Source organism: Actinomycetota bacterium, from assembly GCA_030019255.1.
Classification (GTDB): Bacteria; Actinomycetota; Geothermincolia; order Geothermincolales; family RBG-13-55-18; genus Solincola_A.
This window is the reverse complement of the sequence record JASEFK010000003.1, coordinates 143504-158135: the sequence shown is the minus strand read 5'-3', so window position 1 is coordinate 158135 and position 14632 is coordinate 143504. Positions and strand designations below refer to the sequence as shown.

Genomic DNA, 14632 nt, shown 5'->3' with positions numbered 1-14632 from the left:
GTAAGACCTGCCCTCACCCAGGGCGAAAAACCTATGTCGGGAGGCGGGGCGCAGTCCGCGCGGAGAAGGAGAAAAGGCGGACCCGCGGGAATTCTCCCAGGGCAACGGCCCACAGCGGCCTGTCCTGGAACGATTTTTTACCGGGAGCCGGGGAACCAGGAAATATTGTCCGAGGCAATCGACCTCGACGGCTCTTGCCGGGGAAAGCACGGGAGAGGGGGATTGCGGGGATGGACCTTTGACGTGCGTTCGGATGCGGGGAATGGGGTCACGGCGAGAAGGGCACCGGGACTCGATCCCGCAGGTCGGCCCCGGCTGGTACAATCGCCTTGTGAAGAGCGTTATCCCCGCAGGGAAAGGAAGGACATGATCAGAGCCGTTTTTTTCGATGCCGGGAACACCCTGCTCCTGCCTCACCCCTCCGTGGAGGAGGTGTGCGCCGAGGTCCTGGCCTCCCACGGCCTGCGGGCGGACCCGGAGGCCATCCGCAGGGGGCTGGAACTGGCGGACCGCTATTACGAGGAGCGCTACCGGGAGGACGATACCTTCTGGGCCTCCGAGGAGGAAGCGGCGGCCATGTGGAGCGAGATGTACGCCCTGGCCATGCGGGAGGCGGGGGTGGAACCCTCTCGGGAACTGGGTAGGGAGCTCTACGAGGAGTTCGGGAAGGGGGACCGGTGGGCCCTTTACCCCGACGTGATGCCCACCGTAATGAGATTGCACGAGATGGGTATGCGTATGGGAATAGTTTCCAACTGGGACGTGCGCCTGCCGGGGCTCTGCCACCACCTGGGTCTCAGCCGCTTCCTGGAGTTCGTCATCAGCTCGGCCAACCTGGGGCGCATAAAGCCGGAGGCCTCCATCTTCCGCGCCGCCCTGGACCGCGTAGGGGTGGAGCCGGGCGAGGCGGTCCACGTGGGGGACCATTACTACGCGGACGTGCTGGGGGCGCGTTCGGCGGGCATCCGTCCCGTCCTCCTGGACCGCGCCGGGAGGGCGGAGAACCCCGACTGCCCGGTGATAAGGAGCCTCTCCGAGCTTCCCGAGCTCCTGCTCACGGGAGCGTTGGAGGGGTAAAGTGGTAGTCAAGGCCTTTCTGCGGATCGAAGTGACGGGAAGGAACTCAGGCCTACGGTGGAAAGGATAGAGAGCATGAAGGCATCGGTCATGAAGGTGGCCGCCGTGCAGATGACCGCCAGGCTGGCGGACGTGGACTACAACCTGGAGCGGGCCGAAAAACTGGTGGAGGAGGCCTTCTCCCGGGGTTGCGAGATGGTCATCCTCCCCGAGTTCTTCACCTCCGCGGTGGCCTTTCACCCGGACATGCTGGGGGCGGCCCTTCCCTTCGACGGGCCCGCCCTGGAGATGCTGCGGGGAGCGGCCCGCCGCCACGGGGGCTACGTGGGAGGGTCCTTCATCGCCTCGCGGGAAGGCGACAACTACAACACCTTCGTGCTGGCCTTCCCCGACGGGGAGTACGCCGTCCACGACAAGGACCAGCCCACCATGTGGGAGAACTGCTACTACCTGGGAGGGAAGGACGAGGGGATACTCCAGACGCCGCTGGGACCGGTGGGGGTGGCCTTGTGCTGGGAGCTGGTGCGCACGCGCACCGTGCACCGGCTGCGTGGCAAGGTGGACCTCCTGGTGGGGGGCTCATGCTGGTGGACGGTCCCCGACCGGGCCATCCCCCTGCCGGGGAAGGGGGAAGCCCACCGGCGCAACCTGGAGATAATGCGGGAGACGCCGGTGCGCATGGCCCGCCTGCTGGGGGTGCCCGTGGTGCACGCCGCCCACGCCCAGGATTTCGAGGCCCGTATGCCCCTCCTCCCCCGCCTCCCCTACCGCTCGTATTACCTGGGGGAGACCATGATCGTGGACGGGGCCGGCCGCGTGCTGGCCCGCAGGTCCCGCGAGGAGGGGGAGGGGATGGTGATCGCCGACATCCGGCCCGGGAGGGTAAAGCCCTCCGAGGAGCCCCCGGACGGCTTCTGGATCCCCGACCTGCCCTGGCTCATCCGCCTGGCCTGGGGATACCAGAACCTGCACGGCAGGTGGTATTACCGGAGAGCGAAGCGGACGGGGAAGTTACACATCCCCTGAGCGTTGGTTACTCCTTTACGAGCGAACGCATCCGGCTGGAAGATGGCCGGAAAGCGCCACGGGTTCCACCTTCCCCGAGCGGAGGCCCTTCATTCATTTATAGACGGCGCCGATGTCCTCGGTGACCAGGTGGATCCAGGTCTGGCCCGGGTGCAGGGGGATGTCCCTCCCGTTCTCGTCCAGGAAACGGGTGGGGGAGTTGCGATTGGGCTTCTTCCAGGTGCCGTGGTAGACCCTGCCGCCCACGAAGACCAGGCACTTGCCGCTCCCGATGACTTGCAGGTTGGGGGTCTCCGCGCCGGTCACGTCGTAGATGCCGCTCCCGGTCACGGTGATGAACTGCACGATGATGTTGCGCGGGGCCACCCTCTTTCCCGTGGTAAGGTCGGCGTGGGGAACGCCGTTTACGGAACGCAGGTAGGTGTCCGTGGACGCGTCGTACTGGTAGGAGGCGGCGCAGATAGTTGCCTTGTAGGGGATGGTGATGGTGGTGGCGGTTGAGTACATCACGCTCTGCGAGTCCCCCTCCGCGTTCTCCTCCCCCGGCGCGCCGCCGCTCGAGGTGAAGACCAGCCCGCTCTGGGGCAGCTTGTTGCATGTATCGCCGGTCTCCGCCAGGTACTGGCGGAGGAGGGTGGTGCTGGTATACAGGTTATGGGGCACCTTCCGGGTGCGGTCCCGCCAGAAATGCACGGAGTCCTCGGAGATGTATTTCAACCCCGCCGCCTTGACCATGGAGATGACCTGGCTGGCCCCGCCGCTGCAGATGAGCAGGGGGTCGAGGTAGTAGGTGATGTCGATGTCCGAGGGACGTGCACTGCGGGTAGGGCCGATGACCTGGGAATCCCTGGAAAGGTAGACGCAGATGAAGCGGGTCATCCCGCCCTCCACCAGCTCCTCGTAGACCAGGTCGGCGTCCACGATGCCGCTTTGGGGCCTGGCCTTGGGATCGTTCTCCACCTTGACCGCCAGGGGGCGGCGGGTGAGGAGGTCCCAGGAGGACACCTCCTCGCCGGTCAGGGGGTTCACGGGGGGCTTTTCCGGCGCGGGGACCGGCCCCGTCCCGTTCCGCGAGGACCTGGCCGGGGAACAACCGCATAAGCCCGCCATGACGGTGATCAGGAGCAGCCCCAGGGCCGCTCCGGCGATCAGGACCTTCCTTCCTCCAAGGCTGTGCGTCCTCATCTCGTCACTCCTTCACCCCACACTCCTTCGCCTCACAGGAGAACCTTCATCCGCTTCCCTCTCCTGTCTTGTCGTCGTCCGCAAAATTCACCGTGGTGGAGCACCGATGCCGTCGACTCCCAACCGGCCCTGCAGAGGGGCGTGGCGATAGCGCCCGCCACCATGCCTGGACCCCTTTTCCCGCCGGAGCCGCGCCGTCCATCCGCTCTTTATCCTTATTCACTTGTGAAGAACCCGAATCCTTCCGCCCGTTTTCCGGAGCCGCTTCCGGAGCCGCCTACCGCGGAGACCTTGACCGGCCACCGGAGTGCGGGACCCAGGCGCGAGGCTCACCCTCGTTTCTTCGCCCCTGCTCCTCGCCGCGCCGCACTGCGATCTCAACTCCTTGCGACGCCGAAGAGGCGGGCAGCGTTCCCGCCCAGGATGGCGTCCTGGAAAGAAGTATTTTCCAATCCGGCGCGGGCGTCGGCGAGGGTGCGCCGGTAGGGCAGGAGCGGGTAGTCGGTGGCAAAGAGTATCTTCCCGCTGCCCGCGGCCTCCGCCGCCAGCCGGTAGATGGAGGGCCGATAGAGAAAGGGGGAGGCGGCGGTATCGTAGAGCACGTTCCGGCATTCCTCGGCCACCTCGGGCATGAGCTCGTAGAATAGAAGGCCGCCGCCCCAGTGGGGAAGGATGAAAACCGCCTCGGGGTAGGCCCTGACCAGGCGGTAGACGGTCTCCGGGGTCACCGGTCCCTTGCCGGGGTAGACGTGGCCTACCGGTTCGTTGACGTGCACCATGACCGGCACCCCGTATTCCACGGCCAGTTCCAGCAGGGGGGACATGAGCCCTTCGTCCAGGAGGTCGAACCCCTGGGGCTGGGCGTGCAGCTCGCCGATGCCCCTGGCCCCCGCCTCCAGGCAGCGCCGGGCCTCCTCCACGCCCTGCCTTCCCCACTTGGGGTTGGTCACGGCGAAGGGGATGAAGCGTCCGGGGAAGGAGGAGGAGACCTCCAGGATGTAATCGTTGTTCTCGGCGCAGGCCCGCAGGGTCGTCCAGGGGAAAGGACAGAGCACGGCCGCGTCTACCCCTTCCTCGTCCATCTCGGAAAGCATCTCCTCCGGGGAGACCATGCGCTGGCTCCCGGAGGCGAACAGGAGGTGGAAGGTCAGCTCCTCCTCGCTCACCGAGGCCGGCCTCTCCCTGGCACGGGGAGGGAAGAGATGCGTGTGGGCGTCTATGATCAAGGTCGCCCTCCTTGCCTGTTGCATCCCGGTTTCCTCTCCTGCCTGCCGGGACCGGGAGGGCCCCGGACCTTGAGTCATCATAGGGGGTACGGAAGGGAGGTAGCAACCCGCATGTCGTTTCCCGGCATATAACCGGCTTATAACATATAACCGGCTTATAATAAGGATGTCCCGGTCCGGGACGGAAGATGATGGCGCGCCGGATCACCGTCAGGCGGTCGGGGAACGGAACGGGGGAGCGGGAAACTGGTGGGCAGGATACTTCTTTACCTCCTGGCGGCCGTGGTTCTGGCCCTGGCCGTCTTCTCCCTCTACCTTCTGGCGCGCATCGTGAAGATATACCGCCGGGCCAGGACCCTGGAGACCATGCGTAATTACGAGACCATCCTCTACGCCGCTCTTCCCCGCATCTCCCCCGAGGAGGCCCTGCGGGACCTGCTGCGGGATCCCCATCCCGCGGCCCTGGAGGAGGTGCTCCTGAGGATGGGTGAGCAGGCCGATGGACCCCTTAGAAAAAAGGTGGAGCGGATTTACGGACTGGCCGGGTTCACGGCCCGGAGGATGAAGGAGCTCGGCTCCCGCTCCGCGGCCAGGAGGGCTGAAGCCGCCCGGAGGCTGGGAAGGGTAGGTGCCTCCGAGGCCGTGCACCGGCTTCGGGACCTCCTGCGGGACAAGGACCTTGAGGTCAGGGAAGCCGCCCGACAGGCCCTGGAGAGGATGGAGTAGGGGCCGGTGGCCTGGGGAGGTGGGTCGCGATGCGGTACCGGTACGGGGCATGGTACCGGTAAGGGGCATGAGGGAAATGTGGATAAGGCATGAAGAATAAGGCATGGAGGCGGCGGCTTGAAAGGGGAACGGAAACGGGAAGTCGCGGGCAGGAGGTAGGCGGGAGGTCTGAAGCGTCCGCGGTTATGACCCCACGGCTGGCGTCGCGGGCCGTGGTGAATTGGAGGAGGCCCGGTTGAAAGGGAGCTGGAAAGGGAGCGAGAGTAGACCGCGGAACTCCAAGCTCGCCGGGGAACCGGTGCGGTCCGTGATGCCTTTCTGCCTCAAGTTTCCGGCAGTGGTCACGCCATCGCGGACACGGGACGCGGGCAAAAAAACGGTGTTCTAACCTGGCCAAGCCGGAGGGTGGCACGGGTGAAGAGGGCATCCGTAGGATTCCTCCGGCAAGGGCGCGAATCGGCCGGGTGGCGGCCCTGCTGCGCCGTACCGCTTGCCCGCTGTTTTCACTGCTTTGCCTCCTGTGGCTGCTCCTGAGGAGCGATAGTAAGCCCTCCCGCCTGCGTTATCCCTGCCAGCAGGCGGCCATGTTCCACTCCGGGTGGATCGTGTCCCTGGGTAGTGCCTTGCTGGCCCGCACCCTCGGAGCGCGCTTTACGGGGAGGAGATGGATAATATTTCCAATCGCCACTCTTTTCCTGCTCCTGCCCTTCGCAAACTGGGGAAGGGTTACCGGCGTCGGGGTGCCGGAGGGAGTGCCGGACCTGGAGGTGGCCCGTTCTCGCGCCGCGGTGCTGGTCCCCGAGGCCTGGCAGGCCGCCGACGCCGGTGACGCTCACCACATCTTCGTGGTGGACCACGTGCCCGTGCCCTCGACGGCCGATCCCCACCATCTCGGGGTGAGGGGACTCATCCGCCTTATGGGGGAAGGAGGGCTCAACTTCTACCGCAGCGATAAGTATTACCCCGGGGCGGGACCTGACGGGATCATCGGCCGGAACGACGTGGTGCTCATCAAGGTCAACGCCGCCTGGGACCAAAGAGGCATGACCAACACCGACCTGGTGAAGGGGCTGATAACCGCGGTGCTCGAGCACCCCGACGGTTTCACCGGGGAGGTGGTCCTGGTGGAGAACTGCAAGGGAGGTCCGGACTACGCGCAGCGCTACAACAACGCCGAGAACATCTACCAGTCCTTCCAGGCGGTGGTGGATTCCTTCGGCGACCCCTCCCGGGTGTCCGCCTTGAGCTGGTGGTCCTTCACCGACAACGCGGTCTACGAGTTCGACTCCGGGGACTACCGGGAGGGCTACGTAATCCTGGGCGAAAACGTCTCTTACCCCAAGTTCATCACCGGAAGGGGGACCTGCATGTCCCTGCGCCGGGGCATATGGACGGGGAGCGGGTACGACAAGGGCCGGGTCAAGCTCATCAACGTGCCGGTGCTCAAGTCCCACCACCTGGCCGGGGTGACCGCCGCCCTCAAGAATTTCATGGGGGTCCTCGGCATTCACATGACCAGCAACGTCCATTATGATCTCCTCTACCGGGGTTTCATGGGCCGGATAATGAACCAGGTCATCTACCCGGACCTGAACATCATCGACGCCATCTGGGTCAGCCCGGCACACCCAGACGGTCCGGCCGACCCCTACTCCAAGGCGGTGCGCGCCGACATCCTGCTGGCGGGAACCGACCCGGTGGCCCTGGACTGGTACGCGGCTAAGTACGTGCTCTATCCCGTAAGCGGCTACGGGAGGCACGACCCCGATACGCCCTACACGGAGAACACCAACCCCTACCACGACGGAACTCGCAACACCGGCTACCCTTACAACGCCTTCCGCATCATGCTCCAGTCAACGACTTCCGTGCTGGCCGCCGGAGGGCACGACGTGACTATGGACCCGGCCCGCATGACCGTGCACCGCTGGGACCTCGGCGGGGGGCTGGAGTGGTCCGGGGGCCACTGCGTCCTGGGCACCCCCTCCCCGGCCACGGACTGGTACTTCGCCGAGGGAACCACCCGGGAGGGGTTCGAGATTTGGCTCTGCCTCCAGAACCCCGGGGAGGAGGAGTCCCCCTGCACCCTCGCCTTCCACACCGGGGAGGGGGAGGTCATCCCCCTGGAGGTGGAGCTCCCGCCCCACTCCCGCACCACCCTGAACGTCAACCACCTCCTGGGGCCGGGAAGGGACCATTCCTTGCGCGTCCACTCCTCCCTGCCCATCGTGGCCGAGCGCCCCATGTACTTCCGGTATCCCAGGTAACGGCCGACTCTTCCCATTTCCTGCCATGGAGGATGAGCCGGTCATGGAGTTCGAACCGATTTTCATCTCCTGTCCACCTCCCGCCTTGCTGGGGAGAACGGCCCCGAGAAATCCTCGCATCCCGCGGGAAGTCCCATGATGCCGATACCCCTGCCGCTTCCCGGCGGTTTTGTTAACCGAATCTTTACATCTCCCCAAGAGATCCTTAAAACCTGGGGCTGATTACTTACTCGGGGGGTGAAAAATACGGCGGGATGAATGGAGGCGGGAGATGACGGGGATGGCGGGGACCGTAAAAAGGCTGGGGAGCAGGCTTGATGCCTGGGATGCGCTTTCCTCTCTCCTGGTCCTCCTCTTCCTGGTCCTGGTCCTGGCCAACCACTCCCTGTACCCGGTGTTCCTGGACGCTCCCTACCACATGGCCGTGACCCGGGGATTCCGGGAGGCGGGCGGGGTGACCACCTGGGATTTCTGGGACTACGCCCCGGAGGGAAGGCCCCATCTCTATCCACCCCTTCTGCACGTGGCGATGTCCTTCCTCGAGGACCTGGGTCTTTCCCTGGAGGCCACGGTGACCCTGGTTTGCATGGCCATGTTCCCCCTCATCATGCTCTCCCTCTGGTGGGCCATGCGCGGGCTCTTCGGGTCCCGCATGGCCTTTTTCTCCCTGCTCCTCCTGGTCGTTCCCGGCGTGTTCCTCTGGCAGACGGGGGTGACCATCGCCGCTTCCCTGGTCCTGGTCATCTCTCCCCTGGTCCTGTTGGCCATGGAGAGGGAACGGACGGTGACGGCCGTGGTCCTCCTGGCCATGAGCCTTTATTCCCACCTGGTCCTGGGCCACCTCCTGGCCCTGGCCCTGCTCATCTACCTCCTCCACCGCCGGAAGGCCTGGAGGAGGATACTCGCCGTGCTGGGCGTGGCCTACCTCCTCTACCTCCCCTGGGCGCTGGTGATCCTGGGCAACCTCCACGCCCTCAGCTTTTCGGGGCCGGGAGGGGGAGGCGGCGTCGCCATCCACCTTACCGTCTGGGCGCTGGCGGTGGCCGGGATGGTGTACTGCTATCGGAGAAAGGGGAGCTGGTACCTACTGCCCTCCTACTTTCTCTCCATGGTGCCCATAGCTTTCTTTTACCCTCACCGCTTCTGGCAGGGACACGTCTTCCTGCCCCTGGCCATGCTTGGGGCAGTGGCCCTGGACGCACTCCACGAGGCTGGGCGCGGATGGTTGGAGAGGGGGGTGAACTCGCCGGCCTGGTCGTCGGCACTGTGGACCGCGGTTTCCTGTTCCCTGCTCCTTCCCCTGCTGCTGGTGGATCCCGTGCTCTCCTGGGGTTCCCGCACCGCCTCCGCACCACGGCCGCCGGTTCCGGGGAGCGGCACCACGTTTCCCGCGGCACCGGCGGTTCCGGGAGGAAGGGGCGCGCCCGCCGCCGGGAGCCTTTCACCGCGTACGCAAGCCTTCTCGGCCGGCGGCGCTTCCTCTTCGCTGCAACTTGAGCTCCAGCCCACCTCTTTAACGGCCCTTGCGGGGCTCGATGAGCTTCGCATGCCGGCGGGGGGTACCAGGACCTTCGGGCCGGAGAACATGGAACTGGTGTGGCTGGTAGAGGAGTGGAGCGAACCCGGCGACCTGGTTTTCGTAACCAACGGCATCCTGGGCGATTTCATCTACGCCATGACCGGCAGGTACGCGACCCGGGGCATGTTTCACGAGGTGCGTCCGGAGGTAGGGGAGGCCGCGCCGGACCAGGCCGACCTGGCGGTCATCTCGGCGCCTGTCCTGACCGGGATGCTGTTCGGGTGGACCTCGGCCGGAACGCCGTTCTCACGCCGGGGATGGTCGGCGGTGGGTGGAGCGGGGCCCCACCTGGTTTTAAAGAGGAATGCGAAGCGTGTGGAGGACAAGGAGGTGAAGGACATGGGGACGGTCATACCCATGTGGATGGCCTATATGCTGGCGGCCCTGGCCGCGGTGGTGATCCTGGTGGATGTCCTGGTAGGGAGGCCATTTCGGGGGGAGAAAGGGGGTGGCGGGGACCACCATGACCTCCCTGCCGAACCGCGGGAAAGCGGCGGGCGGGGAGAAGTCCGGGCCCTGGTCATGGTCCCGGCCCGTGACGAGGAAGGGAACGTGGGTAAGGTGGTCAGCGAGGTCCGGGAGACATGTCCCGGCCTGGACGTTTTGGTGCTGGACGACGGGTCCACCGACCGGACGGCGGTGGAGGCCCGGAGGGCGGGGGCCATGGTCCTGAGGTCGGAGAGGAAGCTCGGCCTTGGGGAGATGATGCGCCTGGGCATGGCCTACGCCCTTCAGAGGGGTTACCGGGCCGCGGTCAGGGTGGACGGGGACGGGCAGCACGCGGCCGAATACATTCCCTCCCTCCTATGGCCGGTCCTCAAGGGAAATGCCGATGTAGTGGTGGGTTCGCGCTTTATGGAGAGGGGCGGTTACGAGGGCAGGATAACCCTTCCCCGCCGGGTGGGAATGGCCTATTTCCGTTTCCTCCTCCGGCTGTGGGTGCGGCGCGATTTCTCCGATCCCACCTCGGGTTTCCGGTCCTATTCCCGCCGTGCCATGTCCCTCCTGGTGGAGAGGAAACCGGCCCGCTACCCGGAGGTCTCCGAGCTGTGCCTCTCATCCCTCCGGGGCCTGGATATCGCGGAGGCTCCGGTGAGGATGAGGCGGCGCCACAACGGGAGGTCGAGCCTGGGCTTGAAGGGCGTCCTCTCCATGTTCTGGGGGGCCACCCTCACCTTTTTCCATTCCGGATGGGGTACGCCGGGATCGGGGCGAAGAGAGCCAACGTTCCTCCCGGTGCGTACCGCCGGTACCGGAAAGTGATGACCGTGGTCCAGGCGGACCGCCGCCCCTGCCCGCCTTCACGCTCTGGAGAGGAGCTCCAGCGGGACCGGAACCGGAGGTGACGGCGAGCGCGAGCCGGGGCATGCCCCCCTCACCTCTGGCAGCGGGGACAGAAGTAGGTGCTGCGCCCTGCCAACCGCTTTCGGCATATCATCTCCCCGCACCGGGGACAGGGCTTCCCGGCGCGCCGGTACACACGGTGGTGGTCCTGGAAGTTCCCCTTCTCGCCCCTGGTGTCCACGTAGTCGCTCACCGAGGAACCCCCGCGCTCTATGGCCTCCCGCAGTACCTCGCGGATGGCCCGGTGCAGCCGCGTGACCTCCCGCGGGGAGAGCTCGTCCAGGTGGCGCAGGGGATGGATGCCGGCGCGGTGCAAAGCCTCGTCGGCGTAGATGTTCCCGATGCCGGCCACCCTTGACTGGTCCAGGAGGGCCGCCTTGATCCGGCACCTGCCCCGCAGGGCACGCCGCAGCTCCCCCAGCGTGAACCTCTCGTCCAGGGGTTCGGGACCCAGGCGGTGGAGGCCGGGGAGGGGACGGAAGTCTCCTTCCCTGAGGAGGGCGGTCTCCCCGAAGGTCCGGGGGTCCACGAAAAGGAGCTCCCTTCCGTCCTCCAGGCGGAAGACCAGGTGGGTGTGGCGAGGCCGCTCCACGCCCGGGGAGGCGAAGCGCAGGGATCCGGTCATTCCCAGGTGGATGACCAGGATACGATCATCGTCCAGGTGGATGAGGAGGTATTTTCCCCGGCGTCCTACCCCCCGGACCGTCCTTCCCCGCAGCCCCCGGCGGTAAGAGGTTGGATTGGGATATTTTACCAAACGAGGCAGGAGGACCTCCACCGCTGCGATGCACGCCCCCCCGAGTTCCTCGTCCAGCTGACGGCGGACTATCTCCACCTCCGGGAGTTCGGGCATGCTCACCTCCCGCGGGGAGGACGCTCCGGAAGGTCCACGGTGAAGACGCTCCCCCTGCCCGGCTCGCTCCAGGCGGTGATCTCCCCTCCCAGGAGGGTCACCAGCTCCCGGCAGAGGGCCAGCCCCAGGCCGGAGCCCCCATGATCCTGGGAGCGCGAACGATCCACCCGGAAGAAGCGGTCGAAAACCCTCTCCAGATCCTCGGGCGGGATGCCATTCCCCGTGTCCCGAACCTGGATGCGCAGGTCGCCGGCGGGCATGAGGTCGGCGGAGAGGGTGACCTTTCCCCCCGGCGGTGTGAACTTCACCGCGTTGTCCACCAGGTTGGTCAGGACCTGTTCCAGGGCATCGGCGTCCGTCTCCAGCTCCGGGAGCCCCTCGGCGAGCTCCAGGGAGAACTCCAGCCCCTTTTCCTCCGCCCGGGGGCGCAGTTTCTCCGCCAGCCCCTCGAGGAAGGCGCGCGGGGAGAGGGGGGAGGGATGGAGGGCCCAGGCCCCCGTGTCGATGCGGGAGAGGGCCAGCAGCTGGGAGAGGACTCTCTTCAGCCGGCTGGACTCCCGGACGATGATCTCCAGGTAGCGCCTGCGGTCCTCCTCGCTCTCCACCACCCCGTCCAGGAGGGCCTGGGAGAACCCCTCGATGGAGGTCAGGGGGGTGCGTATCTCGTGGGAGACGTTGGCCACGAATTCCTTCTGCAGGCGCGCGCTCAGGGCTACCCTCTCCGCCATGTAGTTGAAGTACTCCGCGAGCCTGGCGATCTCATCCCCGCCGGAGACATCCACCCTGCGCTCCAGGTTGCCGTGGGCCAGGTCCCAGGCGGCCAGACTGAGGCGGTGCAGCGGACGGGACACGTAATTGCTGAGGTATAGGGCCAGGAGAACGCTGACCGCCAGGGCCACGCCGCCGGCCAGGGCCAGGTAGCGGGTGAGGGTGGAGGCGGGGGAGGTAACCAGCTCTCCGGTGCTCTTGATGACCACCAAGTTGAAGTATTCCTCCCTGCCCTCCAGGCCCGGCTGGGCCAGCGGCAGGGAAACCACCATCACCTTACCGAGTTGGGGGAGTTCCGTTTCCTGCGCCCTGACCTCGTCCTCGGCCAGCAGGTTGGTGTCCAGGCGGCGAGGGACGCGCGGGGCGAGGAGGCGTGGCGCGACGACGGATCCTTCTCGGTCGACCACCAGGCTCAAGGCGTTTATGAGCTTGCCCTCCAGACGCAGCAGCTGGGCCAGGCGTTCCAGGTTGAGCAGCGGCGCTTCCGGGTAGCGACGAGATAGAGAGAGTGCCAACTGCAGGTCGTTGGCCATCTCCCTGGCCTGCTCCACCAGCTCCGAGCGGGCCCGTTCAAGGAGGCGCCGGTTCTCCCTCCAGATGAAGTAAGCGAAGAGGGAGCCGAATATCAGGAGGCTGAGGGCGGTGAGGAGGAGGAAGTGGAAGAGGAAGCGGGCGCGCAGGGAGCGGAAAAGGGGTTTGCTTCTGCGGTGGAACCCCATCACTTACCTTCCCGAAACTTGTACCCGACTCCCCATACCGTCTCCAGGTAGCGGGGCTCCTGCGGGTTGTCTCCCAGCTTGTCCCTTATGTGACGGATGTGGACGTCCACGGTCCGCGTGTCCCCGTAGTAGTCGTATCCCCAGACCCTTTCCAGGAGCTTCTCCCTGCTCAGCACGATGCCGCGGTTGAGGGCCAGGGTGTAGAGGAGATCGAATTCCCGGGGGGTCAGCTCCACCTCCCTTTCCCGCTGGAAGACCCTGCGGCGGGAGGCGTCGATAACCAGGTCGTCGGCGTGGAGTACGTCCCGGGGTTCCCCCGAGTACGTCGTGCGGCGCAGGACCGCTTTCACCCTGGCCACCAGCTCCCGGGGGCTGAAGGGCTTGGTCAGGTAGTCGTCTGCCCCCAGCTCCAGTCCCACCACCTTGTCCACCTCGTCCTCCCGGGCGGTGAGCATGATGATGGGCAGGGTGGAGCGTGAGCGGATGCGACGGCACACCTCCCACCCGTTCGGTTCGGGGATCATGATGTCCAGGACCATGAGGGCCGGGTGCAGCTCCTCGAAGAGGCGGAGCGCCTCCTCCCCGCTGCGCGCCTCGGTCACCCGGAAGCCCTCCTTTTCCAGGTAGAGGCGGGCCAGCTCCACGATGTTGGGCTCGTCGTCCACCACCAGGACCAGTTCTCCGGCCACCCTCATTCCTCCAGGACATACGCGCTCCTGCCGTAGGAGCGGGCCTTCATGAGCGCCTGGGCCGACCACTCGGCCAGGGCGGTGTAAGTGGTCACGAACCGGCGGGAATTGCAGACCCCGCCCAGCACCAGGTTGGCCAGGGGGGCTTTCACCGTGTTCCCCCGGTAGTCGTAGTACACGAGCTCGCCCCTCTTGCGGTGTTGCTCCAGGTAGAACTGGTCCTTCTCCGCCTCGAAGCGCTCCACCAGTCGGGCGCACAGGGGCTCCGCCTTTTCCGGGGGGCAGAGGAGGACGAAATCGTAGTAGGCGGGGTGCCCCAGGAATCCCTCCTCCTCGGGCAGAGCCTTCATCTCCTCCTCGAACATCCTGGAGAGGCGCAGAAGCAGGCGGTCACTGCGGCTCACCCCGTAGGCCTCACGGTATTCCTGCAGGTGGTCCACCTCGGCGAACACGGCGGCGAATATCCTGCCCTGCTGCAGCCGGCGGTTCACCTCGCCCTCCACCGTGGAGGCTCCAGGGAGCCCGGTGACTGGGTGTCCGGCCAGGTTTTCCCGGCTGTGGCGGATGTGAGCTCTGATGCGCGCCAGGAGCTCCTGGTTTACGAAAGGTTTGGTAATATAATCCACCCCGCCCGCCTCCAGGCCCTGTATCTTGTCCTCCACCGATTCCCGGGCGGTGAGGAAGATGATGGGGATCATGCGCGTGCGGGTGCGGGAGCGCAGCTGGCGGCAGACCTGGATGCCGTCCAGGACCGGCATCATCACGTCCAGAATTATGAGGTCCGGGCGAAGGGCTTCCGCGAGCTCCACGGCCCTGGTCCCGTCGGTGGTCACGTGGACCTCGAAGTCCTCGTCCTCGAGGTAGAACTTGACGGCGTGGAGTATCTCGGGCTCGTCGTCGATGATGAGAATCCTTCCTTGCATCGGCAACCCTTTCTATCCGCCGCCCTTATTATTATCGCAAAGCCGCCGCCGGCCGGAAAGGGAACTGATTGCTCATCGCAAAACCGCCGCCGACCGGAAAGGAATTGCGCACCCGCCGCGGAAAGCGGTCTTTCGGTGGCCCTGGGTTTATAATGGGAATGCAGCCCTCCGGGCGGGTGTTCGAGGGGCCGCGGCGGGCGGGGTTTCGGAAGCGCCCCGGTTCATTATATAAAGATTGGATGGACATGAT

At 66.0% G+C, this 14632-nt stretch carries 11 protein-coding genes; 5 read left to right on the top strand and 6 right to left on the bottom strand.

The genetic code is table 11. From position 1 onward, the window contains the following. The first annotated feature begins 366 nt into the window (after positions 1 to 366). Positions 367 to 1077 carry an HAD-IA family hydrolase gene (locus tag QME84_03690; protein ID MDI6873370.1) on the top strand — a complete coding sequence of 237 codons (711 nt, stop codon included), beginning with the start codon at positions 367 to 369 and terminating at the stop codon, positions 1075 to 1077. A gap of 57 nt (positions 1078 to 1134) precedes the next feature. Beyond that, entirely contained in the window at positions 1135 to 2103 is a 969-nt protein-coding gene (locus QME84_03685) for a carbon-nitrogen hydrolase family protein (protein ID MDI6873369.1), read from the top strand. A gap of 93 nt (positions 2104 to 2196) precedes the next feature. On the opposite strand, the gene QME84_03680 is transcribed toward QME84_03685, so the two are convergent. Together QME84_03680 and QME84_03675 are read right to left on the bottom strand one after the other, a co-directional pair. Next, complete coding sequence (locus QME84_03680; protein MDI6873368.1) at positions 2197 to 3288, bottom strand: DUF3048 domain-containing protein; 1092 nt, start codon at positions 3286 to 3288, stop codon at positions 2197 to 2199. Positions 3289 to 3665: 377 nt separating this feature from the next. Continuing rightward, positions 3666 to 4514 carry an amidohydrolase family protein gene (locus tag QME84_03675; protein ID MDI6873367.1) on the bottom strand — a complete coding sequence of 283 codons (849 nt, stop codon included), beginning with the start codon at positions 4512 to 4514 and terminating at the stop codon, positions 3666 to 3668. A 249-nt stretch (positions 4515 to 4763) separates the two neighbouring features. Here QME84_03675 and QME84_03670 point away from each other — a divergent pair, with 249 nt between their 5' ends. From QME84_03670 to QME84_03660, 3 genes are all read left to right on the top strand, one after another. Then, positions 4764 to 5240 carry a hypothetical protein gene (locus QME84_03670; protein MDI6873366.1) on the top strand — a complete coding sequence of 159 codons (477 nt, stop codon included), beginning with the start codon at positions 4764 to 4766 and terminating at the stop codon, positions 5238 to 5240. Positions 5241 to 5704: 464 nt separating this feature from the next. Beyond that, positions 5705 to 7507 carry a DUF362 domain-containing protein gene (locus tag QME84_03665; GenBank protein MDI6873365.1) on the top strand — a complete coding sequence of 601 codons (1803 nt, stop codon included), beginning with the start codon at positions 5705 to 5707 and terminating at the stop codon, positions 7505 to 7507. 280 nt (positions 7508 to 7787) lie between these two features. Continuing rightward, the gene (locus tag QME84_03660) at positions 7788 to 10349 is read left to right on the top strand and encodes a glycosyltransferase family 2 protein (protein MDI6873364.1); all 2562 of its coding nucleotides are present in this window, start codon (positions 7788 to 7790) and stop codon (positions 10347 to 10349) included. A 112-nt stretch (positions 10350 to 10461) separates the two neighbouring features. Here QME84_03660 and mutM read toward each other — a convergent pair whose 3' ends face one another. The 4 genes from mutM to QME84_03640 are packed head-to-tail and all read right to left on the bottom strand — an operon-like array spanning position 10462 to position 14382. Then, positions 10462 to 11283: a bifunctional DNA-formamidopyrimidine glycosylase/DNA-(apurinic or apyrimidinic site) lyase gene (gene mutM / locus QME84_03655; GenBank protein MDI6873363.1), complete on the bottom strand. Its 822-nt coding sequence runs from the start codon at positions 11281 to 11283 to the stop codon at positions 10462 to 10464. Positions 11284 to 11285: 2 nt separating this feature from the next. Further along, positions 11286 to 12770 (bottom strand): HAMP domain-containing sensor histidine kinase, encoded by a 1485-nt coding sequence (locus tag QME84_03650; protein MDI6873362.1) that lies wholly within the window; start codon positions 12768 to 12770, stop codon positions 11286 to 11288. Beyond that, positions 12770 to 13465, bottom strand: coding sequence for a response regulator transcription factor (locus tag QME84_03645; GenBank protein MDI6873361.1), 696 nt, complete (start codon positions 13463 to 13465; stop codon positions 12770 to 12772). The genes QME84_03650 and QME84_03645 overlap by 1 nt, the downstream gene beginning before the upstream one ends. Then, complete coding sequence (locus QME84_03640; protein ID MDI6873360.1) at positions 13462 to 14382, bottom strand: response regulator; 921 nt, start codon at positions 14380 to 14382, stop codon at positions 13462 to 13464. The genes QME84_03645 and QME84_03640 overlap by 4 nt, the downstream gene beginning before the upstream one ends. Positions 14383 to 14632: the final 250 nt, after the last annotated feature.

Bases quoted from the DNA above. Each gene is read 5' to 3' on its own strand.
- QME84_03660 (MDI6873364.1), top strand. From the start codon at position 7,788: ATGGCGGGGACCGTAAAAAGGCTGGGGAGCAGGCTTGATGCCTGGGAT.
- QME84_03680 (MDI6873368.1), bottom strand. From the start codon at position 3,288: ATGAGGACGCACAGCCTTGGAGGAAGGAAGGTCCTGATCGCCGGAGCG.
- QME84_03690 (MDI6873370.1), top strand. From the start codon at position 367: ATGATCAGAGCCGTTTTTTTCGATGCCGGGAACACCCTGCTCCTGCCT.
- QME84_03640 (MDI6873360.1), bottom strand. From the start codon at position 14,382: ATGCAAGGAAGGATTCTCATCATCGACGACGAGCCCGAGATACTCCAC.
- mutM (MDI6873363.1), bottom strand. From the start codon at position 11,283: ATGCCCGAACTCCCGGAGGTGGAGATAGTCCGCCGTCAGCTGGACGAG.
- QME84_03650 (MDI6873362.1), bottom strand. From the start codon at position 12,770: ATGGGGTTCCACCGCAGAAGCAAACCCCTTTTCCGCTCCCTGCGCGCC.
- QME84_03645 (MDI6873361.1), bottom strand. From the start codon at position 13,465: ATGAGGGTGGCCGGAGAACTGGTCCTGGTGGTGGACGACGAGCCCAAC.